The organism is Roseovarius sp. EL26 (assembly GCF_900327775.1).
Taxonomy (GTDB): Bacteria; Pseudomonadota; Alphaproteobacteria; order Rhodobacterales; family Rhodobacteraceae; genus Roseovarius.
In genome coordinates this window covers 1,575,851-1,600,668 of sequence record NZ_OUMZ01000007.1, presented here as the reverse complement: position 1 = coordinate 1,600,668, position 24,818 = coordinate 1,575,851, and the positions used below count along the sequence as shown (strand labels likewise).

The following is a 24,818-nucleotide window of genomic DNA, read 5'->3' as shown; positions in this document are numbered from 1 at the left end:
CCGGATTAAGGGTTATGCAAAATGGATTGTGATCGGATGCCCTGCTTTCGAAAACGCAATTCAACCCGCAGGCCGGGGTGCAAGTTAGAGAGCGTAAGCATGGCGTTATGGTGCTCAGCAATGGCTTGCACCAGCGCTAGGCCGAGGCCGCTGCCGCCGCTGGTGCGCGCACTGTCGAGGCGCACAAATGGATCCAGAACCTTATCGATATCATGTTCGGGGATTCCGGGACCCGTATCGCATACGCAGAGGGTGGCGACCCCTTCCTTTTGCTGAGCGATGAGGGTGATTTGTGTGCCTTTCGGTGAATGTACCGAAGCATTCTCGATCAGATTGACCAGTAGTTGCTGGATCATATCCATATCCGCATAAATTATTACACTGTCGCCGGTGCAGGTAAGCGTCTGATTGCGTTCTTCAATTGCGGGCAGCATGAAATCGCGCAGCTTTTCAACCAGCACCCACAGGTCAACTTTTTTAAATCGGCTCTGGTCCGAGTTTGCTTGAATGCGGGAAATCCGCAAGACGGTTTCAAAAACAGAATTGAGTGCCTCAACCTCTGACAAGGCGGCTTCAAGCTCTGGCAGAGGATCACGTTGAGCCTCGGCACTGTCTACGGCTTGCATCAGAGCAATCTGCACATGCGATAGCGGTGTTTTCAAATCGTGCGCGATTGCCGTGGCCGTTGACTTCATTCCAGTCACTAACCGCGCCAGCCGATCAAGATTCTGGTTCATCTGCACTGCGATGCGGTCAAATTGGTCATTGCGCTGATGTACAGGCAGGCGGGCCTTTAGGTTGCCATCTGATACTTGTCGCAGGGCCTGCTCCATCCCCTCCAACCTTCTGAGAGAGGTTCGGCTGGCCCATAGCCCAAAGGTCAAGATGATTAATGACAGAACCACCCCAAAGAGCGTTAACCAAAGCGTCAACCGTTCTTCGGCCTTATCGACAATTTGCCCATTGCGGCCAACAACCAATGTCAGCCGGTCAAATTGCTGCACATTCAAAAAATACTGACCTGTCAATCGCCCGCGCGTTAATGTCTGTAATTCGCGCCGCTCAACACCGACAAAGTCCGGAAAGACTGAGATCGCACCGGTCAGGCGGATACCATTTTCGTCAAACAATCCAGCGGCATGATCAGGGATCTGGATGCTGCGCTCCAGATCTTGCAACGCACGCACCAGCCCGCGGCGACCCTTGGTCTGGTAGATGTCCTGCAACAGTAACGTTTCAGCCCGCGTCTGCCCAACCAGTTCTGATCTCAGGGTGTTTTCTACGGCCCGTACCAGAACAAACCCGCTCAACGCATAGAGGGCGACAAACACCACCCAAACGCGGATTGCGGCCTTGAACGGCTCGCCGGTGACCAGACTAGCGAGGCGCACGGATCGTATACCCCATGTTGCGAACGGTCTGGATTAAAGGCGTATCAAACGGTTTGTCGACCTTCTGGCGCAGCTTGCTGATATGGGTTTCAACCACCGTGGTGCCGGGATCAAACGTGAAATCCCAAACCTTTTCTAGAATCATCGTCCGACTGATCACCCTGCCGGGGGCTTCCATCAGCAACTGCAGCAGGGCGAACTCTTTGTTCAACAGATCAATCAATTGCCCCTGTCGAGTGGCTGTACGACTGAGCAGATCCAGCTCCAGATCATGCACGTTCAGAACAGTTTTCTGCGTGGCTTGTTGCGGGCGGCGCGACAGTGCGGTGATCCGGGCAAGAAGCTCAGAGAAATGAAATGGCTTGGCCAAATAGTCATCACCACCGGCCATCAACCCCTCAACCCGATCATCGACATCGGAAAGTGCAGTGAGGAAAATTACCGGCAAGGCGCTCTTTGACACGCGCAGTGCCTTGACCACCGATAGCCCGTCCATGCCCGGCATCATCCGGTCAACAATGGCCAGATCCACCTCGTTGTACAGGCAGTGAGTCAGTGCCTCGCGCCCATCCGTGACCCAGTCTACGGCAAAACCCTGCTCAACCAAACCGTTCCGAATGTACTCGGCCGATTTCGGATCATCTTCTGCCAGTAAAATCTTCATATCACAGGAATATCTCATCGGATCGATTTGAAAAAGCACTAAGCGCTGCTTGATCTAAGGAGATATGGACGTGTTCACCTCACAAAAAAAGGGCAAAAGCCAAGTTTCAAATATTATTAAAGTCGGAGGAGGTGAACAATCAACGCGTCAGGTGATTGGGTTTCGCTTGTGCACTGTAAGACTGTTTCATTGGGTTAAGGACATAAAAAAGGGCCGGAGAACCGGCCCTTTCGAAGTCATTTTCGCAAGACTTATGCGAAGGACCAACGCTCCATCCAGCGCTCGCCGTCCATATCCCAGTTCGAACCCATTTGCTCTGGGATCGCAACTTTATCGGAGGTGGCGAAAACATAGTTCGCGAACATCGGGATGATGACGCCGCCTTGGTTGGATACGATGTCCTGCATCTCGAAATACATTTCGCGACGTTTGTTATCGTCCAGCTCAGCGCGGGCTTCGACCATCATCGCCTCGAACTTGTCGTGGCACCAGAAGCTGTCGTTCCATGCCGCGCCACAAGAATAGGCGGTGGCGAACATCTGATCTTCGACGGGACGGCCGGACCAGTACACAGCTGAGAATGGCTTTTTCATCCAGACGTCAGACCAGTAACCATCGTTTGGCTCACGTGTGACCTTCAGATCAATACCAGCGCCCTTGGCCGAGTTTTGTACCAGTGTGGCCGCATCAACCGCGCCAGCAAAGGCCGCGTCAGCAGCAGACAGATCAACCGAAACGCTGTCCAGTCCGGCCTCTTTGAGGTGGAATTTAGCTTTGTCCGGATCGTATGTCTTTTGCTCCAGCTCAGTGTTGAAGAAACGCTGACCGGGTCCGATTGGGTGGTCGTTACCGACCGAGCCGTAACCGAACAGGATCTTTTCAACCAGTTCTTCGCGGTTGATCGCGTATTTCAGCGCCTGACGCACGTGGTTGTCGCTATAGGGATCTGCGGTGGTGTTCATCGCAAATGTATAGTGCTGAGTACCCGCAACCGACTGAATGTTGACACCAGGCTTGCGACCAAGAAGGCCGGCAGTTTTCAGATCAACCCGGTCAATCACATCAACATCACCGGAAACCAGTGCCGTTGTACGTGCGTTTTGGTCGACCAGTGCCAGCATTTCGATGCTGTCAAAGCCAGCTGAATCGCGCCAGTGATTTGGGTTCTTCTCAAACGTTGCAGACACACCAGGTGTGAAGTCTTTCAGCGTATAGCTGCCGCAGCCATTGCCAGATTCCCAGTCGATTCCATCGTCTTTTGCTGGGCAAATAGTCAAGTGATAGTCTGACAGAATGAATGGGAAGTCAGCGTTACCGCCATCAAGCGTAAAGACAACGGTGTCATCGCCATCTGCTGCAATATTCGTTACCGGAGCAACAAGCGGACCAGCGGCTGATGTTGAATCTTCACCACGGTGGAAGTTGATCGAATTGATCACATCTTGCGGTGTCAGCGGCTTGCCATCGTGGAATGTCACACCCTGACGCAGCTTGAAGCGCCATTCGGCCGCATCTGCGGAAGCTTCCCAGCTTTCAGCCAGCTCTGGCTGAAGCGAGCCATCGGCAGCAACTTCGGTCAGGCGACCATAAACGGCGTGGCCCAGTGAAATGGTAAAGCCGTTTTCCCAAGTGCCCGGGTTCAGCGTATCGGTGGTTTGGCCGTGCGCCTTACCTACGCGAAGGTGACCACTTGATGCACGTGCCATGCCCAGCGGCATTGAGGCAGCCATTGCTGTTGCGGCGGTGGTCTTTAGAAAACCACGGCGGTCCAAAAGACCTCCTTTGATGATCGACATATTTAATTCTCCCTGTTGTAGATCATTATGAAGTGTTTGCCATGTCTGGCATTCGGAGACGCCGTTATCAGGTCTCCGGGCGTGTCATTATTTTTTCCGTGATATTGTTCACGTGTGCGACAGCCTTTTCGTTGTTATCACAAGCGTCGCTTTGAAAGCGGTTTGTGCCGTGACGATATAGTTCATTCAAATTGCGAAACAAGTAAAGCCCCCGTTTCGCGATTTGATGTACGCTTATATTGATTGACGAGTCAATTAAAGATCAATAGCAATCCTATGACTTTTAGCTGTTGGACTCATCAAAATGCCCAAGTTGGGAATGGAACCAATCCGCCGTGCTGCTCTGGTAAAAGCCACGATTCAAGAGGTCGGCGAGGCGGGCTCTTTGGATGTGACGGTCAGCCAGATCGCAAAAAGGGCGGGCATGTCCAGTGCTTTGGCGCATCACTACTTTGGTTCCAAAGAACAGATCTTTTCTGCTGCGATGCGACACATTCTCGCGGCCTATGCTCAAGATGTGCTTTCGGTTCTGCGGCGAACAGAATCTCCCCGAGCGAGAATCGAAGGCATCATTCGCGCCAGTTTTAAACCAGCTCAGTTCCAGCCGCATATGGTTTCGGCCTGGCTTAACTTCTATGTGCAAGCGCAAAAGTCGGCTGAGGCCAGACGCTTGTTGCACATCTACCAATGTCGTCTGCGTTCAAATCTCGCCCATGCCTTCCGTCAAATCGCCCCGGCGGGCGAGGCACGGACACTCACACGTGGATTGGCCGCGATGATTGACGGGCTCTATATCCGCCAGGCGCTACGCGATGACATGATTACCCCCGGAACAGCCATCGACGTGCTGTTTCATTATCTTGACACCTCATTGAAACAGGATCCCCCTCAATGACACAGCCCAACATCCTTATCTTTATGGTGGACCAGCTCAACGGAACCTTGTTCCCGGATGGCCCGGCAGACTGGCTGCACGCGCCCAATCTTAAAAAACTGGCGGCCCGTTCCACCCGCTTTCAGAACGCCTATACAGCCAGTCCCCTTTGTGCACCGGGGCGCGCCAGCTTCATGTCTGGCCTGCTGCCCTCGCGTAGCCGGGTCTATGACAACGCTGCTGAATTTGCCGCCGATATCCCCACTTATGCCCATCACCTGCGCCGTGCAGGATATCAAACCTGCCTCAGCGGCAAGATGCATTTTGTCGGCCCCGACCAGATGCACGGGTTTGAGGAACGCCTGACCACTGACATCTACCCGGCTGATTTCGGCTGGACGCCCGACTACCGCAAACCCGGTGAACGCATCGATTGGTGGTATCACAACATGGGCTCGGTCACTGGCGCAGGCGTGGCCGAAATCTCTAACCAGATGGAGTATGACGACGAGGTCGCTTACAACGCCACTCGTAAGGTTTATGATCTGGCGCGGGGCCATGATGAACGCCCGTGGTGCCTGACCGTCAGCTTCACTCATCCGCATGACCCTTATGTGGCGCGCAAGAAATATTGGGACCTATATGAAGAGTGCGAGTACCTGCTGCCCAGCGTTCCGGCGATGGATTATGAGGACCACGACAACCACGCCAAGCGTATATTCGATGCGAACGATTGGCGTAACTTCGATATAACAGAAGAAGATATTCGAAAATCCCGTCGCGCCTATTTCGCCAATATCTCCTATCTCGACGATAAAATTGGCGAGGTGATGGAGGCGCTGGAAAGCACGCGGCAAGAGGCGGTGATTCTGTTTGTGTCTGATCACGGTGATATGCTGGGCGAGCGTGGTCTATGGTTCAAGATGAGCTTCTATGACGGATCATCCCGCGTGCCCATGATGGTTTCGGCCCCGGATATGGAACCCGGTCTGGTTACCGATCCGGTCAGTAACATCGATGTTTGCCCGACGCTTTGCGATCTTGCAGGGGTCAGCATGGAGGAGGTCATGCCGTGGGTCGCCGGTGAATCGCTGGTCTATCTGGGGCAGGGAGGCGCGCGTGATGAACCTGTTACAATGGAATACGCGGCTGAGGCCTCTTACGCGCCGATGGTGTCGTTGCGCTATGGCAAATGGAAGTATAACCGCTGTTCACTTGATCCTGATCAGTTGTTTGATATGGAGGCGGACCCGCACGAGCTGATCAACCTCGCCGATGATCCGGCCCATGCCGGAACGCTGGCCCAGCTTCAGGCCAAGGCCGACGCGCGTTGGGATCTGGATGCCTTTGATGCGCAGGTGCGTGAAAGTCAGGCCCGTCGCTGGGTGGTGTATGAGGCACTGCGCAAGGGTGGCTACTACCCTTGGGATTACCAACCGCTGCAGAAAGCCTCCGAGCGCTACATGCGCAATCACATGGACTTGAATGACGTTGAGGGAAATCAACGCTTCCCGCGTGGGGAATAAACGCTCACTTCGGGGTGTTGCCCGCCAACGCCCCTTCGATCAAGGTTGCAACCACCTGCCGCGCTGTATCACGGGCGGCAGCAGGGTCGACCGGCTTGTCGCTTTGGGCCGTTTCGATCCAGATGCCGTCCATATAAGCCTGCACCGATTCGCGGACCGGTTCCAACAATTCATCGGGCACCAACGAGCGCAGCTCGCGCCGAACGTTACTTTGTACCCTCAAACGGTTGATCCGGTGCAGTCGCGCCAGGCTGGGTACATAGGGCGCGCTGGCCCAGAACTGCATCCAGACCGAACATTTCTCTTTCGTGAAGAGCGAATCGTCAAAGTTTGCATCAATAATGGCATAAAGGCGTTCTTCCGGGGTCTTCGCCTGAGCCAGGCAGTGCAGCGACCGTTCGCGCAACAACGACAACAGCCGCCGCATGGTCGTGTCCATCAATTTGTCTTTCGAGCCAAAATAATAGCTGATCGAGGCCGCAGTTGCTCCGGCTTCCTTAGCAATCTCAGTCATGGTGACAGACAAGAAGCCATTGGAATGTATGGCGGAAATCGCTGCTTCAATCAGCTCTTCATTACGGATGTCGCGAATGGTTTTGCGTTTCATATGGCAATAATCACATCTAAGCCGCGAGTTGCAATGTGATTTCACTATTGAATAAATTAAATACTCGTTTAAGAAATTGTTTAGAGATTTCGAAAACCTGTGCTACCGCGCTGCCAGCACCGTGCTTTGGGGCCGGTGTTTGCGAACAGGGAGAGATATAAAATGCTCAATATGATACTGTCTTTCGGGATCTTGCTGGCCTTTGCGTTGGTGATATTCTGCGTCATCAAATGGCGAAATCTGGAATGTGTCGGTGTAACGCCGGTGCATTTGTTCACCTTCATTGCGATCTTGTTCACATCCGGCCTCGATGTTGGATTGATCATGTTCCCACTGACCGAATTCGCAGGTTACGCGGATGACCCGGCCTATGCCTTTGCCAATCCGTTAGCGATTGAATTTGGCTTTTGGGGCTTTTTGATCTGGGCATTCTATTTCCTGACTGCGTTCTATTTCTGCGTCATCGAACCGCGTGTGAAGTTTTTTGAAATCCCAGTGGTCAAGATCATCAACAACATCGTCATAATCGGCACCTGCGCCTTTACGGCCAGCCTCTTCCTGATCTACCTGCCGGGCTACATCCCAGAAATTGGCGACGGTGAATCAGTGGTCACAACGTTCTATGTGATCGTTTTCGTGGTCATTTTGGCTGCGGCTTATTCCTCGACCGATTTGAAATACGTCCGCATTCTATCGGTTGGTTCAACCGTGCTGTTCTTTGCGTTGATCGCAGGTATGGCAATCTACGCCGGTATGGGAATGGGCGCGTTCGGCTCCAACATGAGCTTGTTGGGGGATTACTTTGCCAACCTGCATAAATTCGCCCTGCCACTGACCGACTATCACGCCTTCTACCTGTTCTGGTGGTTCGCTTGGTCGATCATGATTGGTCAGTTCACCTCGCGCTTTGTCGGTGGCATGAAAACCTGGCAGCTGTTCATCGCATTGCTGGTGTTCCCGTCCATCCCATTGGCTGTTTGGTTCTCGGTACTTTACTACTACCACCTGAACGAAATCAGCACGGCTGGCATCGTGAACCTCGCGATGATCGCTGTCGGCGTGACCTTTGTGATCAACTCGCTCGACTCGCTGATCCGTCTTTACACCGACAACCTGTCGATGACGGTCGAAAAGCTGGGCAAGGTCAAATACGTGATCGGCAACGTCGCGGTGCTGTTCACCCTAACGCTGCTGTTCAAAAGCCAATGGCTGCAGATCCAGTGGATTGGTGCCATCGTGATCGGCCTGTATCTGGCTTGTGTTATGTTCATCTTCGTCACCAAACGCCGCGAAGTGATGGAAATCACAGCCTCACCAGACGGGCGTTCGCTCGATTTCCACAAGGTCGACGAAGTCCATTAACCGCCAACATAATACCTGCCGCCCCGGCCATCCGGGGCGGCCTTTCAACAAGGAAGCACTGAATTGAAAGCCCAACCCACTGCCAGCCATTTCGTAAATGGCCGTTATGTCGAAGATATCGCCGGTACGCCGATGGATGTGATTTATCCCGCCACAGGCGAGATCATTGCACGCCTTCACGAGGCGACGCCTGCCATCATCGAAGAGGCGATCACTGCGGCAAAAGCCGCGCAAAAGGAATGGGCCAAATATTCAGGCACTGAACGCGGCCGCATCCTGCGACGCGCCGCCGATATCATTCGTGAACGCAATCACGATCTGTCGATTCTCGAAACCTATGACACCGGCAAACCCTATCAGGAAACCAGCGTGGCGGATGCCACCAGTGGTGCCGACGCCTTGGAATATTTCGGTGGACTGGCCGCCAGCCTGACCGGCGAACATATCCCGCTTGCGGGCGGAGATTGGGCCTATACCGTGCGCGAACCACTGGGCCTCTGCGTTGGTCTGGGCGCATGGAATTACCCTACACAAATCGCTTGCTGGAAGGGCGCACCGGCGCTCGCCTGCGGCAATGCGATCATTTTCAAACCATCCGAGACCACACCACTTTGCGCGCTGAAAGTCGCAGAAATTCTGGTCGAGGCTGGCCTGCCCGCAGGGCTTTATAATGTCGTCCAAGGCATGGGCGCAGTGGGCGGCACACTGGTCACAGATGCGCGTGTCGACAAAGTCTCGCTCACCGGCTCAGTACCCACAGGTAAAAAGGTCTACGCCGCCGCTGCGGCCGATATGAAACACGCCACTATGGAGCTGGGCGGCAAATCCCCGATGGTTGTCTTTGACGATGCAAATCTCGAAGACGCGGTCAGCGGTGCCATTTTGGGCAACTTCTATTCCTCGGGGCAGGTCTGTTCCAACGGCACACGGGTCTTTGTGCAAAAGGGCATCAAAGACGCTTTCCTTAAGCGCCTGACAGAACGCTTGTCGACAGCCGTGATCGGTGACCCGATGGATGAGGCGACAAACTTTGGCCCCATGGTCAGTGAAAATCAACTGAACATCGTTCTGGGTTACGTGGAAAAAGGTCAGTCCGAAGGCGCACGCCTCGTCTGCGGGGGCACTCGCATCGATCAACCCGGCAGTTGGATCACCCCAGCCGTCTTCGCCGATGTGACCGACGACATGGCCATCGCCCGTGAAGAAATCTTCGGCCCGGTCATGAGTGTGCTGGATTTCGATACCGAAGAAGAAGTCCTCGCTCGCGCCAATGACACTGAGTTTGGCCTTGCGGCAGGCGTCTACACGCAGGATCTGACCCGCGCTCACCGCATGGTGGCGGGCTTTGAGGCAGGCACCTGCTTCATCAACTCCTACAACGACGCACCGGTCGAGGTGCCGTTTGGTGGTGTGAAGGCCTCCGGCATTGGCCGCGAAAACTCAAAAGCCGCGATCGAGCATTACAGCCAGATCAAGTCGGTCTACGTGCGTATGGGCGCCTCAGAAGCGCCATTCTAAGATAAAACCGCCCCCGAGCCATCGGGGGCGCCCCCAGCCACCCGGGGCGCGAATCCGGGCGACAAGGAGAGAAGTGACATGGAAGCAGATTATGTGATCGTTGGAGCGGGCAGCGCAGGCTGCGCCATGGCTTATCGTCTGTCCGAGGCGGGCAAATCCGTATTGGTTGTCGAACACGGCGGTACCGACGCGGGCCCGCTCATTCAGATGCCCGGTGCGCTCAGCTATCCGATGAATATGAAACGCTACGACTGGGGCTACCAGACCGAGCCCGAGCCGCATCTCGGTAACCGTCGTCTAGCATGTCCCCGTGGCAAGGTGATCGGTGGCTCGTCGTCCATCAACGGCATGATCTATGTGCGTGGCCACGCCTGTGACTTTGATCATTGGCGCGATCAGGGGGCTGATGGTTGGGGCTATGCCGATGTTTTGCCTTACTACAAGCGCATGGAAAACTGGGACAGTGGGGGGCACGGCGGCGATGCATCTTGGCGTGGCACCAACGGCCCGCTGAATGTCAGCCGCGGCAAACGTGACAACCCGCTGGTCAAAGCCTTTGTTGAGGCGGGTGCACAGGCCGGTTACCAAACCACTGGAGACTACAACGGTCATCAGCAAGAGGGTTTTGGTCCCTTTGATATGACCGTCAAAAATGGTCAGCGCTGGTCTGCTGCCAATGCCTATCTGAAACCTGCTTTGAAACGCCCAAACTGTGATCTGGTGCGCGGCCTCGTGCACCGCGTGGTGATGGAAGAAGGGCGTGCCGTGGGCGTCGAAGCCACCGTCAAAGGCCAGCAGCAGATGATCAAGGCGCGTGCCGAGGTGATCGTTTCTGCCTCCTCCATCAACTCGCCCAAGATCTTGATGCTGTCTGGCATCGGCCCCGCCGCCCATCTGGCAGAACACGGCATCGACGTGGTTGCCGACCGCGCTGGCGTTGGGCAAAACCTGCAAGACCACCTTGAGCTTTATATTCAGATGGCCGCCAGCCAACCGGTCAGCCTGTTCAAATACTGGAACCTCTTTGGCAAGGCCTGGGTCGGGGCGCAGTGGCTCTTTGCCAAAACCGGCCCCGGCGCCAGCAACCAGTTCGAAAGCTCTGCCTTCATTCGCTCGCGCGCAGGCGTCGAATACCCGGATGTGCAGTACCACTTCCTGCCCATTGCCGTGCGCTATGACGGTCAGGTCGCCGCCGAAGGTCACGGCTATCAGGCCCACACTGGCCCGATGCGCAGTGAATCGCGCGGCTCCGTTACCTTGCGCAACGCCGACCCGATGCATGACCCAAAGATCTTTTTCAACTATATGAGCGAAGAAAGCGACTGGGTTGATTTCCGCAAATGTATCCGCCTGACGCGTGAGATCTTCGCGCAGGACGCGTTCAAACCCTACAGCAAACACGAGATCCAACCGGGGATTGCTGCGCAAAGCGATGATGAATTAGATGACTTCATACGCGAACATGCCGAAAGCGCCTATCACCCTTGCGGCACATGCAAAATGGGTGCCAAGGATGATCCTAACGCCGTGGTTGATCCGCACGGCCGTGTCATCGGCGTCGACAATCTGCGCGTTGCTGACAGCAGTATCTTCCCACGTATCACCAACGGCAACCTGAATGCGCCATCGATCATGACCGGCGAAAAAATCGCCGACCACGTGCTGGATCGCACGCCATTGGCCGCGGATAACTCCGAACCTTGGATGCACCCTGAGTGGAAAACAGCTCAGCGGTAATCACGCAACATATGTAGCTCGGACCGCAGGTCCGGGCCACGCCTGACCCTCTTGGTGTTCAAAAACAAAAACAGCCCCAAGAGGGGCTGTTTTAATCTTAACTAGATAGAGTGGCTCAGGCCGCGCCCGCCAGATTACGCAGCACATAGTGCAGCACGCCGCCGTGCTCGATGTATTCGATCTCGATCGCGGTATCGATCCGGCACTTCAGTTGGATGGTCTTCTCAGTGCCATCCGCCATAGTTATCGTGCAAGGCACTTCTTGCAGCGGCTGGATTGTATCGAGGCCAGAAATGGCAACCGTTTCTGCGCCGGTCAGGCCCAGTGATGTACGGCTGTCGCCGCCGGTGAACTCAAACGGAATGACGCCCATGCCAACCAGGTTTGAGCGGTGAATACGCTCAAAGCTTTCTGCGATCACGGCCTTCACGCCCAACAACGCCGTGCCTTTGGCCGCCCAGTCACGCGATGAACCCGCGCCGTACTGCTCGCCTCCAAAGACAACCAGCGGCGTGCCTGCCGCCTGATAGGCCATCGCGGCGTCAAAGATCGAGGTCTCGCCGCCATCGGGGCCTTTGGTATAGCCACCTTCAACGCCGTCCAGCATCTCGTTCTTGATCCGGATGTTGGCAAAGGTGCCGCGCATCATCACCTCGTGGTTGCCACGACGTGAACCGTACGAGTTGAACTCACGTACAGGCACCTGACGGTCGGTCAGGTATTGACCGGCAGGGGTGGTATCCTTGAACGATCCAGCCGGGCTGATGTGGTCGGTTGTGACCATGTCGCCCAGCAATGCCAGAACACGCGCGCCATCGATATTGGTGATGGTGCCGGGTTCCTTGGACATGCCTTGGAAATAGGGCGGGTTCTGCACATAGGTTGACTGGGGAGGCCAGTCATAGGTTTCACCCTCGGATGTCTCAACATCCTGCCACTTGTCGTCCCCCTTGAAGACGTCCGCATATTTCGACTGGAACGCCTCACGTGTCACGGTCTGCTCAACCAGTTCCGCCACTTCCTGCGATGTGGGCCAGATGTCTTTCAGGTAGACATCTTTGCCCTCAGGTGTCTGGGCAATTGGATCTGTCGCCAGATTGATGTCCATTGTACCTGCCAGCGCATAGGCGACAACCAGCGGAGGTGACGCCAGATAGTTGGCGCGTACATCCGGGCTGATCCGGCCTTCAAAGTTACGGTTGCCCGACAGAACGGACGTTGCCACCAGATCACCCTCGGCAATCGCCTCGGACAGTTCCTTTTGGATCGGGCCAGAGTTGCCGATACAGGTGGTGCAGCCATAACCGACAAGGTTAAACCCGATCTTATCCAGATCCTCCTGCAGGTTTGCGGCCTCCAAATAGGCGCTCACAACCTGTGAACCGGGAGCCAGAGATGTCTTGACCCAAGGCTTGCGGTCCAGACCCAGTGCTGCGGCTTTGCGCGCCACAAGGCCCGCGCCGATCATCACATAGGGGTTCGACGTGTTGGTGCACGATGTGATCGAGGCGATCACAACATCACCCGATGACAGGGTGTAATCCTCACCCGCAACAGCAACCTCTTTGTCCATTGGACGCTTAAAGGTTTCTTCCATCTCACGCGTGAAGGCAGATTTGGCATCCGTCAGCGCAACATAGTCCTGCGGGCGTTTCGGGCCGGAGATAGCCGGAACGATGGTGCCCATATCCAGATGCAGGGTGTCAGTGTAGATCGGCGCATAATCCGCACCGCGCCAAAACCCGTTTTCTTTGGCATAGGCTTCGACCAATGCAACGCGGTCCTCGTCACGACCGGTGCTGCGCAGATACCGCAGTGTTTCATCGTCGATCGGGAAGAAACCACAGGTCGCGCCGTATTCTGGTGCCATGTTGGCAATGGTGGCACGGTCGGCCAATGGCAGACGATCCAACCCTTCACCGTAGAATTCAACAAACTTGCCAACAACGCCTCGTGCGCGCAGCAGCTCAACCACTTTCAGCACCAAGTCAGTCCCGGTGGTGCCCTCAAGCATCGCGCCGGTCAGCTCAAAACCAACAACCTCGGGGATCAGCATCGAAATCGGTTGGCCCAGCATCGCAGCTTCGGCCTCGATCCCGCCAACACCCCAGCCCAGAACGGCCATGCCGTTGACCATGGTGGTGTGGCTGTCAGTGCCCACAAGCGTGTCCGGATAGGCAACCATGTCGCCGTTCTGATCCGTATCGCTCCAGACGGTCTGCGCCAGATATTCGAGGTTCACCTGGTGGCAGATACCGGTGCCGGGGGGCACAACGCGGAAATTGTTGAACGCACCTTGGCCCCATTTCAGGAACTGATAGCGCTCCATGTTGCGCTCGTATTCGCGGTCCACGTTCATCTGGAACGCACGCGGGTTGCCAAATTCGTCAATCATGACCGAGTGATCGATAACCAGATCAACCGGGTTCAGCGGGTTAATCTGCTGGGCGTCACCACCAAGGGCGACAATCCCGTCGCGCATCGCGGCCAGATCGACAACAGCCGGAACACCGGTGAAATCCTGCATCAATACGCGGGCAGGGCGGTACGCGATCTCGCGTGGATTTTTGCCGCCTTTGTCAGCCCACTCAGAGAAGGCCTTGATGTCATCCACGCTGACGGTCTTGCCGTCTTCAAAGCGCAGCATGTTTTCCAGAACAACACGCAACGCGGCGGGCAGGCGGGAAAAATTCCCAAGACCGGCCTCTTCGGCAGCGGCGATGGAATAATAAGAAACGGATTGGCCATTCACACTTAGTGTTTTGCGTGTCTTGGCGGTGTCGTGTCCGACGGTAATGGGCATATGGCATTCCTTTCACATTGAAGGCGCAGGATCGGCTGGCTTGCTTCTGACCCATTTGAAGGAGGGGATCAAGGGGGAGGAGATTAATTTGTATACCATTGCACACAAAAACAATGTTTCGAGAAATCACATCTCTCTCGCGAAACCTTGATTGGTTATTTCTAAGCCAATTAGTTATCGTTTTGATAACATTCAACGACCGACGACGGAAATAGCATCCCATGCGCAACCTTATCGCAAGCCTGATTGCCTCTTTGATTCTGACCACCCCAGTAACGGCGCAAGACCAGCCGATCGTGGTCGAGCTGTTTACCTCGCAGGGCTGTTCCTCTTGCCCTCCGGCGGATGCGTTTTTGCATAAACTGGCAGAACGGGATGATGTGATCGCGCTGGCACTGCATGTGGATTATTGGGATTACATTGGGTGGAAAGACGTCTTTGCCAACCCGGATTTTACCGCGCGGCAACGCAAATACGCCCGTAATGGCGGGCGTCGCATGGTTTATACCCCGCAGATGATCATCAACGGGCAGGATCACGTTGTTGGCAACCGCCCGATGGACGTGACCGATCTGATCGATATGCATCATGAAAAGACGCCATCGGTTAACCTGACGCTCAGCCGGGATGGCGACCAGATCGATATAAGCGCCGCGACAGAGGTCAGTTTTTCTGACCCTCTCATCGTCCAGCTTGTGCGTTATAACCCTGACAACAAGGTTGATATCAAAGCCGGCGAAAACGCGGGCCGCACCATCAGCTATGCCAATGTGGTGACCGATCTGTCGGTGATTGGCGAGTGGGACACGCAGACACCGCTGGACATCAGCCAAGAGGCAGCAGGTGATCAGCCCGTCGTCGTGCTGGTGCAAAACCAGCGCACCGGCGTGATCGAAGCTGCAGCCAAGGTCAATTGATCTTAATAGCTGATCGCGCTGCGCAACCCTGACTGTGCTAGCATGTCATAATATGCCTCTCTCAGCCGCGTCGCCTTTGGCCCGGCAGACCCATTGGAGAAGTGATGATTGTTCACGCGGGCAACCGGGAATATGCCTCCACCCGAGCTGGTCAGGAACACTTCGTCAGCGATCAAAAATTCTTCCAGCGACAAGGCGCGTTCTTCGGTTTTAAAACCGTGTTCCCTGCATAGCTCCAGTGCAGTCAGGCGAGTGATGCCGTGCAAAACATGCTGCTTTGGTGTCACAACTTTATTGCCAAAGATCGCAAACACATTGAAACCCGGTCCTTCGGCCAGATTGCCATGCCCATCGGTGAGCAGGGCCGTCTCATAACCATGATCCTTGGCCTGAAACAGCGCCGCAGTGAAATCCCCCCAGTGGTAGTTTTTGACCCGCTGGTTTAGGCTTTGATCGGGAATGCGGTGCACATTGTTGGGAATATAAAGGCTGACCCCGGCTTCGGCGACCTCGGGTTTGACCACATGAATGTAAGGCACGCACCATGCAAAGAAGTGGTTTTGGCAATCGCGCGGGTCACGGCTCCCGGCAACTTTGGGTGTTCCCCGTGCCGCCACCATCGCGACATAAGCTTGCTTCAGGCCGGACCGCGATACCATGTCATGCAGGGCACTGGTCATCTCAGCCCGATCCATGCCGACATCCATGCGGTAGGCCTGCATCGACGCCTCGAACCGATCCAGATAGTCATTCAGCCGGAAAAACGCGCCGTCCCAAACCGGCACGACGTCATAAGTGACATCAGAATGGGTCACGGCCCAATCTGTCACGCCAATGGTGGCCTGATCAATTGGGACAATCTCGCCTTTGATCCAGGCCGCACCTTTACGGAAAATATCGTTGCTCATCTATGCAGTTGAGCAACGGCCGCTTCATAGCGTCAAGCGGAAAAATCTCAGGTTCCGTAGGCTTGCGTGCGGCCCATCACGTCTTCGGCGGCTTGCAGCAGGGCCTCGGATACGGCATCCAGATCTGCTTTGCTTAACCGCGCAGGTAGGCGAGCATCGCAGGCTTTCATCAGCATGGCGCGGGTTTTTGGCAGTTCTGGCGTGCAGCCGGGCAGAAACTTCCAGTTCCAGAAGGCCCGCGCGTTATCCGTCGACAAGCCAAAGACCTGCACCTTGATCCCACGCTCTACCGCTGCAGATGCAAAGGCACGGGTTTCTTCCTCGGACAACCCAACCAAATTGAACTGAATCGAATCCGGCGCGCGCTCTTCGGGGGCCAGTTTCTCGGGTACCTGCATCCAGGCAGAGGTGTTCAACCGACCCGCCACATAGTCATGATTGGCCCGGCCATCGGTCACCCGGCGCGCTACTTCGGGCAATTGCGACCGAATGATCGCCGCTGACAGGTTGTTCAGACGTAGGTTATAAAGCGGCAATTGGTTCTGCCATCTGGCAAAGGCCGCCTTCAACTCATCATCTGTGTCGGTGAAATGTTTGGCCCAGTTGTGCTCGTATGCGCCCGACATAATCACTGTGCGGGCAATCAGATCGACGTCATCGGTGATTAGAATGCCACCTTCACCGGCGTTGACCAGTTTGTAGGATTGAAAACTGAAACAGCCCACGCGCCCGATCGTGCCAACATTGCGTCCACCCCAAACGGTGCCCAAAGAATGTGCCGCATCCTCAACCACAGGAATGTCTTTAGCCTCACACAGCGCCATGATCGCATCCATATCCGAGGTATGACCCCGCATGTGGCTGATGATCACCGCCTGCACATCATCCAGCTTGGCCTCAAAATCGGCCATGTCTATGCGGTAGTTGTCTCCAACCTCACACAGCACCGGAATACAATCAGCATGCACCACCGATGAGGGCACTGCGGCAAAAGTAAACGCCGGGATCAGCACCTTTGCATCGCGTGGCAGTCCAAGCGCCTTGAGCGACAGGAACAGCGCCGCCGAGCAGCTGCTCACCGCCAGCGCATAGCGCGTGCCCAGATGTTCAGCGAATTCACGTTCCAGTAATGCAACTGGCGCATTTTCCGGCGCGGTATAGCGAAACAGATCGCCACTTTGAAGCATCTGGTCGATTTCGACCCGCACGGATTCGGGGATGGGCTCTGCGTCATAGACGTTTGGGGCACTGTTCATTTCGGTTTCCTGAATAACAGTTTCGGATTATCCGAAGCTAATACATGAATTGAATTTTTTGGCAAAGCATTTTGTCGGATGACGTTGGGAAATCGGCGGCGATTTTCCTATTCCCCCATTGACCGAAGTATTGATATATATTCCGTAAAAATTATTGACATATTGTATATATTAAATAATAAATCCGGAATGGATGGTGTAGATAAAAAAATATCCAGATTGATTCAATCCGATGGTCGGATTTCCAGCGCACAAATCGCCGAGGCGGTTGGTGTGTCGGTCTCAACCGCCAATGAACGCCTGCGCCGATTGGTGGCACAAGGCATCGTCAAAGAATGGCGCGGCGTGCTTGATCCTGACAAGGTTGGGGCAGCGCTGTGTGTCTTTGTCTTTGTTGATGTGTCCTATGAAGGCGAGGCCGAAGCCTGTGCGGCACTCATACAGTTCCCTGAGGTGCTGGAACTGCACCACATCAGTGGGCCGCACTCTTATCTGATGAAGGTGCGGGTGCAGAACACCACCGCTCTGCAACAGTTCATGCAAACCTGTGTGAAACCCCTGAAAGCGGTATTGAAGACCGAAACGATCCTGTCTCTTGAGGCGCAGAAAGAAACGACAGCGGTGAAGATCTCGCCTCAATCTGACGAAAGATAAGTAAATGGAAATCCTTCTCAAAGGCATTGGCGTGGGCTTTGCCGTGGCCGCTCCTGTTGGGCCGATCGGCTTGCTCTGCATTCGCCGCACTTTGTCAGAGGGGCGTGGCGCCGGGCTGGCATCGGGCTTGGGCGCTGCCACGGCGGATGCGTTCTATGGGCTGCTGGTGGCCGCAGGTTTTGCCGCCACAGGGATGCTGTTGCGTTTTGCGACCCCCTTGGAAATTGGCGGTGGGCTGTTGATCGCGCTTCTGGGCATTATGTCGATTCGTAGCTTTTTCAGCGGTCCGGCAACAGACAGCGCACCCAAGTACAACATCCACGGTGCTTTGCTGCCCGCCTATACCACAACCTTTGTACTGACCCTGTCCAACCCGATGACCATATTGGCCTTTGTCGGTTTGGTGGTCGGCCTAGGGGCCTCTGCGGCCAGCGATCCGCTTGCGCCTTACTGGCTGGTGGTGGGGGTCTTCTTGGGCTCGGCCCTGTGGTGGTTTTTTTTGGTGCATTTGGCACTGGCTGCCAAATCCAAGATCACCCCACGCGTCACAAATTGGTTCGACTTGGTGTCTGGCCTCATTCTGGTGATTTGGGGCCTCTGGATCGCGGCTGACGCTTTGTAAGCAACACTCAACAACGTGCAGATGGGGCATCAAACAAGATGCCCCATCTTTGTCTTAGATATCGACTTCGACCCGGCCAATCGGGTTTGAGCAGCAGGCCAGAATATAGCCTGCCTCGATATCATCCTCGGAAATTCCGCCGTTGTGCACCATATGCACCTCGCCCGCGGTTTTCTTGACCTTGCAGGTGCCGCAAACGCCAAAGGTACAGCCTGACGGAATGTTCAATCCCGAAGCCCGCGCTGCCCCCAGAATTGTATCGGTTTCCGCCACTTTCGCCGTCACACCTGAGGTTGAGAACACAATCTCGGCCTTGCTATCATCATCCGGGATCACATCATCCAGTTCCGGTTGATCTGCCTCGGTCTCAATCGGCGCGCCAAAGCTCTCCTGATTGTAACGCTCCATGTCAAAGCCAAGTCCGGCCAACGCATCGCGCACCGCCTGCATGAACGGCTCAGGTCCACAGCAATAGACCTCACGCTCCAGATAATCCGGGGCCATCAGGCCCAGCATCAGCTGATTGAACTGGCCCTGATACCCACTCCACGGCCGATAGGGATCGGGCTCTTCGACCACGAACTTCAGATCCAGACCCGAGGTCCGGCTCGCCATCTGCTCCAACCGTTGGCGAAAAATAATCTCGGACGGACGGCGCGCACAGTTGATGAACACCACATCCAGATCCTGCCCTTCATCCCACATGCAGGTGGTCATCGACATCATTGGCGTGATGCCCGACCCGGCCGAAATAAACAGGAACTTGCGCGCGGCACTGCCGTCATTGGTAAACAGACCGGCGGGCCCAAGCGCCTTGATTCGCATGCCCGGCTTCAGATTGTCCAACATCCAGCGCGTCCCGATGCTATCGAGCTGTGCTTTGGCAGTGATAGTGATCGACCGGGGCCGAGATGGCGACGAAGAGATCGTATAGGTGCGATGCACCACACCGCCCGGCTGACTTGGCGCTGGGATTTCCAGCGTCAGAAACTGCCCCGGCTGATAGGCGAACAGCGCCCCAGACGGGACGCGGAATGAAAAGCTGGCCGTATTGGGCATTTCCGGCACGACCGAGACGCATTCCAGCATCTCGGAATCTTGCCAGATCGCAGGCGCGATAGAAGGGCTCAGATCATTCATGACTTACTCCGCTGCCATGGTTTCAGGGGCCAACCGTTCGGCCAAGGTCTCGCAATACCAGCTCACAAACTGGATCACGCCGCTTTCTTGCTTGGGTGAATAGGGGCCGGGCACATAGGCCGGGCTGTTGATGCCCAACTGGTTGTCTTCGACCACACGACGGTCTTCGTCATTGGTTGCCAGCCAGACCTCGGTCAAGCGGTTGAGGTCATAATCCACACCCTCGACCGCATCTTTGTGCACCAGCCACTTGGTGGTCACTTCGGTTTCCGTCGGGCTGACAGGGGTGACACGGAACACAATCGAATGATCCGACAGGAAGTGGTTCCAAGTTGTGGGATAGTGAAATTTCAGCAAGCTGCCTGCATCGGCAAAAGGCGCACGCCCCAACCAGCGCCGAACGGCCACTTTGCCATCCAGCGTGTAGCTTTCCGCACCCTCATTCAGAGGCACCCGCGCCAGACGGTATTGTCCATCGCCATGCAGATAGAATTGCGACGTCAGGCCTGCCGCCTCGCAACGATCAAAGTGCGCCTGCATTTTTGGCGGTGTCTCACCACCCTCAATCCCGGTGATTGATGGATCATCGGGGAAGGTCCTGCACAGCGACGGGTGATTGCCGCCACAGTGGTAACATTCGCGATTATTTTCCCAGACCAGCTTCCAATTGCCGTTCTCGATGATGGTGCTTTCAAAGGCGACCTTGGCATTGCCCAGATCATGCGGCTCCAGATAGGGGCGGGCGATATTGGCAAAGGTGTCGAAATCAGGGGCCTCATCCGCCAGGCAGATGTACACCAACCCGGCCAACTCTCGACAATGCACGGTTTTCAACCCGTGTTTGGTGGGGTCAAACTCTGGCCCCATGTCGCGCGCCCACAAAAGCGATCCGTCCAGTTCATAAGTCCACTGGTGATAGGGACAGACCAGTTTCGGGGCATGGCCTTTGGCGGCCTTGCAGATGACCGACCCGCGATGGCGGCAGGCATTGTGAAACGCCCGGATCTGATTGTCGGCACCGCGCACGATGATCACGCGGTATGCGCCAACCTTATGGGTGACAAAGCTGCCCGGCTTTTCCAGCTCGCAGGCAGGAATTGCAAACAACCATTCACGGTAATGAATGCTTTCGAGATCGGCCTGATAAACATCAGGACTGGTGTAAAAGGCTTGCTCTAGCGCGTGACCTTGTTTGCGCCGGGCCAGCAGCTCGGATGTAGTGGGGTTCATGTTGGCTCTCCTGCCGCACCCCGCGGCTTTGCTTGGGCAGGAAACGGCACGGCCAAGTGAAAAGGCGTCAGGCGAGGACCGACACCATACCAATTGCCCGCATCGCCACCCGCGAATTGACGTTATGCAAGGCTGGTTTCCGGACTTGAGAGGGGCTTTCGCCGGTTGCGACGCCTTCCCGGGGTTCCTCGTCCCAGTGGCGGTGTGTCGCGCCCTTACCTGTCTTACCGTTGCGGGGGCAGTGCCGGAATTTAACCGGCTTCCCAATTCTCTGCACAGCCGGGGGCGATGCAGCACCTTGCATGCTCAAAGTACCACGGTTGCAAGTCGGCAATATCTGAATTGCGACCACGCAGGGATCAAATTGGACGCAGGCAAAGTTTGTGTACGTTTTGTGCGTACAGGCTGTACATCCTGTACGCAATTCTGTCTCAGAACCCCAATCGATCCCGCAGGGCGTACCAGCTCATCGCCAGAACCAACAACGGCGGCCGCAGAGCTGAGCCACCCGGGAAAGGTGAAGTTGGTATACGTGAAAACGTCTCAAAGCCAGAGGCTTCGCCAGCAATCGCTTCTGCCATCAATTGCCCGGCATGGGTCGCAGTGCCGACACCATGCCCAGAATAGCCTGAGGCGCTTAGAATGTTGGGCTGAATTCGTGCCAGATAGGGCATTCGTTTCATCGTGATGGCCAATGTGCCACCCCAAGCGTAATCGATCTTAACATCCTGAAGGTGAGGGAAAATTTCCGTCATTGGCCTGCGAACAAGCGCGCCAATATCCTTGGGGAACCGGTAGCTGTAAGTTTCGCCACCGCCAAACAGCAGACGTTTGTCATGGCTCAGGCGGAAGTAGTTCACAACGAACTTGCTATCGGCCACCGCCACATCTTGTGTCAGCACTTTTGTAGCGTCATCACCCAATGGTTCGGTCGCCGCGATAAAGTTGTTAATCGGCATCACCCGTGACGCGACTTTCTTCTCCAGCCCACCCAGATATCCGTTGCACGCCAGAACAATATGATCAGCTGTGATCGTCCCGTTCTCCGTTTCAACCTTTGCCGGAACCCCGGGTATGATATTGGAAACAAGTGTTTTTTCGTGAATTCGAACACCGGCGGTCTCGGCCGCGCGGGCCAGTCCGATGGCATAGGCCAGTGGATGTAGATGCCCCGCACTCATGTCCAAGCTCCCGCCGACATAAGCCGGTGACGGGCACAGATCTTGCGCCGCAGATTGATCCAGTTTTTCCAGATCAGTGCAGCCGTAACGGTCTTTCAGATGATCCGCATAATCGTGTTCTTCGCGGACTTCTTTTTGCGAAAAACACATATGCGCGATGCCGGGTCTTAGGTGGCATTCGATATTATGTTTAGAAACCAGAGACTTGACAAGATTTTTGGAATCCTCTGCCAAATCCCAAAACTTCAGCGCATCGTCCTGGCCAACCCACTTTTCAATGCTTTCCTGATCGGCCCGTTGCCCACTACCAAGCTGCCCGCCATTTCGGCCCGAGGCCCCAAAGCCCACGCGGTGCGCTTCCAGCAGAACAACATCCAAGCCTTTCTCGGCCAGATGTAACGCCGCAGACAAGCCAGTATATCCGCCGCCCACAATACAAACATCCGCGCGGGTATCGCCAGCTAGCGCCGCCCGATCCTCGGGCAGGGCGGTGCTGTTGGCATACCAACTCTCAGGGTAATGACCTTTGCGGTCATTAGTAAAAAGCAAGTTCAGGGCCATGTGATCAGACGTTCATCAACAGGTGTTCACGTTCCCACGGCGAGATGACCTGCAGGAACTCTTCATATTCCGCGCGTTTCACGATGGAATAAACCCGTGCAAATTCAGGACCTAAGACCTCATGCAGAGCCTTGGCGCCTTCAAACATATCCAGTGCATCGCCCATGACTTGAGGGATATCACCGTCACCCTCGTATGCGTCACCTTTGAACTCGTCGCGTGGTTTTGTTTGCTCGATCAGTCCAAGATAACCAGTGGCCAATGAAACTGCGATGCCCAGATAGGGATTGCAATCCATCCCGGCGATACGGTTTTCAACGCGCCGTGCCTTGGGGCCGGACAGAGGCACGCGAATACCTGTTGTCCGGTTGTCACCAGCCCATTCCAGATTGATTGGGGCAGCATGATCTTTCACGTAACGACGATAAGAGTTCACATAAGGCGCCATTACCGCAAGACCAGCCGGCATATGGTTCTGGATACCCGCAATGAAGTGATAGAACGCATCAGTTGCTGTGCCATCCGCATTCGAGAAGATGTTTTCGCCGGTTTCGATATCTAGAATAGAATGATGGATATGCATCGCACTGCCGGGCTCGTCTTCGATCGGTTTGGCCATGAAGGTGGCAAAGCAGTCGTGACGCAACGCGGCCTCACGGATTAAGCGTTTGAAATAAAACACTTCATCCGCCAATTTCACCGGGTCACCGTGCAGCAGATTAATTTCCAACTGACCTGCGCCACCCTCTTGGGTGATGCCGTCAATTTCGAAACCCTGTGCCTCGGCAAAGTCGTAGATGTCATCAATCACCGGGCCGAATTCATCAACGGCGGTCATCGAATAGGCTTGGCGTGCAGCAGCCGGACGACCAGAGCGGCCCATCATAGGTTTGATTTCTTGCGCCGGATCAATGTTGCGCGCAACAAGGAAGAACTCCATTTCCGGGGCCACAACTGGTGTCCATCCCTTATCATGATAAAGCTGAACCACACGTTTTAGCACATTACGTGGTGAAAACGGGATCGGATTGTCATCACGGTCATAGGCGTCATGTATCACCTGCAGTGTCCAGTCACCGGTCCAAGGGGCGGCAGTTGCCGTCTCAAAATCAGGTTTCAGGATCATATCTTTTTCGATGAAACCATCATCATCCGCCGCTTCACCCCAGTCGCCGGTGATGGTCTGGTAAAAGATCGAATCGGGAAGGTGGAAATAGTCTTGCTTGATAAATTTTGTGGCAGGAACAGCCTTGCCGCGGGCAATGCCGGGCAGGTCAGAAATGATGCATTCCACCTCGTCCAGACGTTTGCCGTCCAGATAATCTTGCGCTGCCTGTGGCAGGTTTTGGTTCCAGTTTTTCATCTTAAGCCTCCTGCCGGAAAACCCGCGCGATGCGGTCGGCAATCACATTGCTATTTGTCACCTCTGAGAGTTTCTGCGTCGCGGACTCAAGTTGGTCCTCGGGCAAAAGCCCCTTCCCACGCAGATTGATCAGATGTTCCATGATCTTCGCGTCGAACTCAGGGTGGGGTTGAATGGTATAAATCGTATTTCCATACATCAGCGCCGCATTGGCGCAAAAGTCATTTGAACCGATGACCTTGGCATCTTTGGGTAACTCAACAACCTGATCCTGATGCCAAGCATTCAGGTTCATGCCTTGCCCTTCGATATCGTAATCAGTGCCGCCAACGGCCCAACCGCCTTCGAATTTCACCACCTTACCGCCAAGGGCCTGCGCGATGATCTGGTGGCCAAAGCAGATGCCAACCATCGGAACACCAGCGGTATGGGTCGCACGGATGAACTCCTCCAACGGGGGGATCCAAGGGTGGTCTTCATATGCACCGTGTTTAGAGCCGGTGATGATCCAACCATCCATCTCTTGGGGACTGCTGGGGTAGGACTCGTTTACAACGTCGTAAGTTTCAAAGTCGAAGCCGTATCCGTCCAACAGCTTGGCGAACATTGAATCATAATCCCCGCGATCTTCTTGGACTTCGGGGAGGGCGTGTCCTGTCATCAGGATGCCGATTTTCATGGGAACTCCATAATTTGATCAAATTTTAA

20 protein-coding genes and 1 riboswitch are annotated in these 24,818 nt (G+C 55.1%); of the genes, 8 read left to right on the top strand and 12 right to left on the bottom strand.

Annotated elements, in window-relative coordinates; genetic code table 11:
- Positions 1-5: 5 nt before the first annotated feature.
- From D9A02_RS15685 to D9A02_RS15675, 3 genes are all read right to left on the bottom strand, one after another.
- Complete coding sequence (locus D9A02_RS15685) at positions 6-1,391, bottom strand: HAMP domain-containing sensor histidine kinase (RefSeq protein WP_120501837.1); 1,386 nt, start codon at positions 1,389-1,391, stop codon at positions 6-8.
- A complete protein-coding gene (locus tag D9A02_RS15680) occupies positions 1,378-2,055 on the bottom strand; it encodes a response regulator transcription factor (protein ID WP_120501836.1) in 678 nt (225 codons plus the stop codon). The genes D9A02_RS15685 and D9A02_RS15680 overlap by 14 nt, the downstream gene beginning before the upstream one ends.
- Positions 2,056-2,306: 251 nt before the next feature.
- Positions 2,307-3,851, bottom strand: coding sequence for an ABC transporter substrate-binding protein (locus D9A02_RS15675; RefSeq protein WP_120501835.1), 1,545 nt, complete (start codon positions 3,849-3,851; stop codon positions 2,307-2,309).
- A 304-nt stretch (positions 3,852-4,155) separates the two neighbouring features.
- Here D9A02_RS15675 and betI (D9A02_RS15670) point away from each other — a divergent pair, with 304 nt between their 5' ends.
- Together betI (D9A02_RS15670) and betC are read left to right on the top strand one after the other, a co-directional pair.
- Complete coding sequence (betI, locus tag D9A02_RS15670) at positions 4,156-4,746, top strand: transcriptional regulator BetI (RefSeq protein WP_120501834.1); 591 nt, start codon at positions 4,156-4,158, stop codon at positions 4,744-4,746.
- On the top strand, positions 4,743-6,251 hold the full coding sequence (gene betC / locus D9A02_RS15665; protein ID WP_120501833.1) for a choline-sulfatase: 1,509 nt from the start codon (positions 4,743-4,745) through the stop codon (positions 6,249-6,251). Before betI (D9A02_RS15670) ends, betC begins: the two co-directional genes overlap by 4 nt.
- A 4-nt stretch (positions 6,252-6,255) precedes the next feature.
- Here the strand turns inward: betC and betI (D9A02_RS15660) are convergent, their stop codons facing one another.
- The gene (gene betI, locus D9A02_RS15660; RefSeq protein ID WP_120501832.1) at positions 6,256-6,858 is read right to left on the bottom strand and encodes a transcriptional regulator BetI; all 603 of its coding nucleotides are present in this window, start codon (positions 6,856-6,858) and stop codon (positions 6,256-6,258) included.
- A gap of 162 nt (positions 6,859-7,020) precedes the next feature.
- Here betI (D9A02_RS15660) and D9A02_RS15655 point away from each other — a divergent pair, with 162 nt between their 5' ends.
- The 3 genes from D9A02_RS15655 to betA all read left to right on the top strand — a co-directional run bounded on the left by D9A02_RS15655 (position 7,021) and on the right by betA (position 11,475).
- The gene (locus D9A02_RS15655) at positions 7,021-8,220 is read left to right on the top strand and encodes a BCCT family transporter (RefSeq protein ID WP_120501831.1); all 1,200 of its coding nucleotides are present in this window, start codon (positions 7,021-7,023) and stop codon (positions 8,218-8,220) included.
- A gap of 63 nt (positions 8,221-8,283) precedes the next feature.
- Entirely contained in the window at positions 8,284-9,738 is a 1,455-nt protein-coding gene (betB, locus tag D9A02_RS15650; protein WP_120501830.1) for a betaine-aldehyde dehydrogenase, read from the top strand.
- A 78-nt stretch (positions 9,739-9,816) separates the two neighbouring features.
- Positions 9,817-11,475, top strand: a complete 1,659-nt coding sequence (gene betA / locus D9A02_RS15645) for a choline dehydrogenase (protein WP_120501829.1) — start codon at positions 9,817-9,819, stop codon at positions 11,473-11,475.
- A 115-nt stretch (positions 11,476-11,590) separates the two neighbouring features.
- On the opposite strand, the gene acnA is transcribed toward betA, so the two are convergent.
- Positions 11,591-14,278 (bottom strand): aconitate hydratase AcnA, encoded by a 2,688-nt coding sequence (gene acnA / locus D9A02_RS15640; RefSeq protein WP_120501828.1) that lies wholly within the window; start codon positions 14,276-14,278, stop codon positions 11,591-11,593.
- A gap of 221 nt (positions 14,279-14,499) precedes the next feature.
- Between acnA and D9A02_RS15635 the strand changes: the two genes are divergently transcribed.
- Positions 14,500-15,195, top strand: a complete 696-nt coding sequence (locus tag D9A02_RS15635; RefSeq protein WP_120501827.1) for a thioredoxin family protein — start codon at positions 14,500-14,502, stop codon at positions 15,193-15,195.
- 2 nt (positions 15,196-15,197) lie between these two features.
- Here D9A02_RS15635 and D9A02_RS15630 read toward each other — a convergent pair whose 3' ends face one another.
- Both D9A02_RS15630 and D9A02_RS15625 read right to left on the bottom strand, forming a co-directional pair.
- On the bottom strand, positions 15,198-16,103 hold the full coding sequence (locus D9A02_RS15630) for an aminotransferase class IV (protein ID WP_120501826.1): 906 nt from the start codon (positions 16,101-16,103) through the stop codon (positions 15,198-15,200).
- A 47-nt stretch (positions 16,104-16,150) separates the two neighbouring features.
- Positions 16,151-17,359, bottom strand: coding sequence for a DegT/DnrJ/EryC1/StrS aminotransferase family protein (locus D9A02_RS15625; RefSeq protein ID WP_120501825.1), 1,209 nt, complete (start codon positions 17,357-17,359; stop codon positions 16,151-16,153).
- Between the two features lie 78 nt (positions 17,360-17,437).
- On the opposite strand from D9A02_RS15625, the gene D9A02_RS15620 reads away from it, so the two are divergent.
- Together D9A02_RS15620 and D9A02_RS15615 are read left to right on the top strand one after the other, a co-directional pair.
- Positions 17,438-18,013, top strand: coding sequence for an Lrp/AsnC family transcriptional regulator (locus tag D9A02_RS15620; protein WP_120501824.1), 576 nt, complete (start codon positions 17,438-17,440; stop codon positions 18,011-18,013).
- Between the two features lie 4 nt (positions 18,014-18,017).
- Complete coding sequence (locus D9A02_RS15615) at positions 18,018-18,635, top strand: LysE family transporter (RefSeq protein WP_120501823.1); 618 nt, start codon at positions 18,018-18,020, stop codon at positions 18,633-18,635.
- 54 nt (positions 18,636-18,689) lie between these two features.
- Here the strand turns inward: D9A02_RS15615 and D9A02_RS15610 are convergent, their stop codons facing one another.
- The 5 genes from D9A02_RS15610 to D9A02_RS15590 form a co-directional block, all read right to left on the bottom strand.
- Positions 18,690-19,775, bottom strand: coding sequence for a hybrid-cluster NAD(P)-dependent oxidoreductase (locus tag D9A02_RS15610; RefSeq protein ID WP_120501822.1), 1,086 nt, complete (start codon positions 19,773-19,775; stop codon positions 18,690-18,692).
- Positions 19,776-19,778: 3 nt separating this feature from the next.
- A complete protein-coding gene (locus D9A02_RS15605; protein ID WP_120501821.1) occupies positions 19,779-21,005 on the bottom strand; it encodes an aromatic ring-hydroxylating dioxygenase subunit alpha in 1,227 nt (408 codons plus the stop codon).
- Between the two features lie 112 nt (positions 21,006-21,117).
- A riboswitch (cobalamin riboswitch) is annotated at positions 21,118-21,321 on the bottom strand.
- Between the two features lie 115 nt (positions 21,322-21,436).
- A complete protein-coding gene (locus D9A02_RS15600) occupies positions 21,437-22,747 on the bottom strand; it encodes an FAD-binding oxidoreductase (RefSeq protein ID WP_174232038.1) in 1,311 nt (436 codons plus the stop codon).
- A 4-nt stretch (positions 22,748-22,751) separates the two neighbouring features.
- Positions 22,752-24,110, bottom strand: a complete 1,359-nt coding sequence (locus tag D9A02_RS15595; RefSeq protein WP_120501820.1) for a glutamine synthetase family protein — start codon at positions 24,108-24,110, stop codon at positions 22,752-22,754.
- Between the two features lies 1 nt (position 24,111).
- On the bottom strand, positions 24,112-24,789 hold the full coding sequence (locus D9A02_RS15590) for a type 1 glutamine amidotransferase (protein ID WP_120501819.1): 678 nt from the start codon (positions 24,787-24,789) through the stop codon (positions 24,112-24,114).
- Positions 24,790-24,818 lie beyond the last annotated feature (29 nt).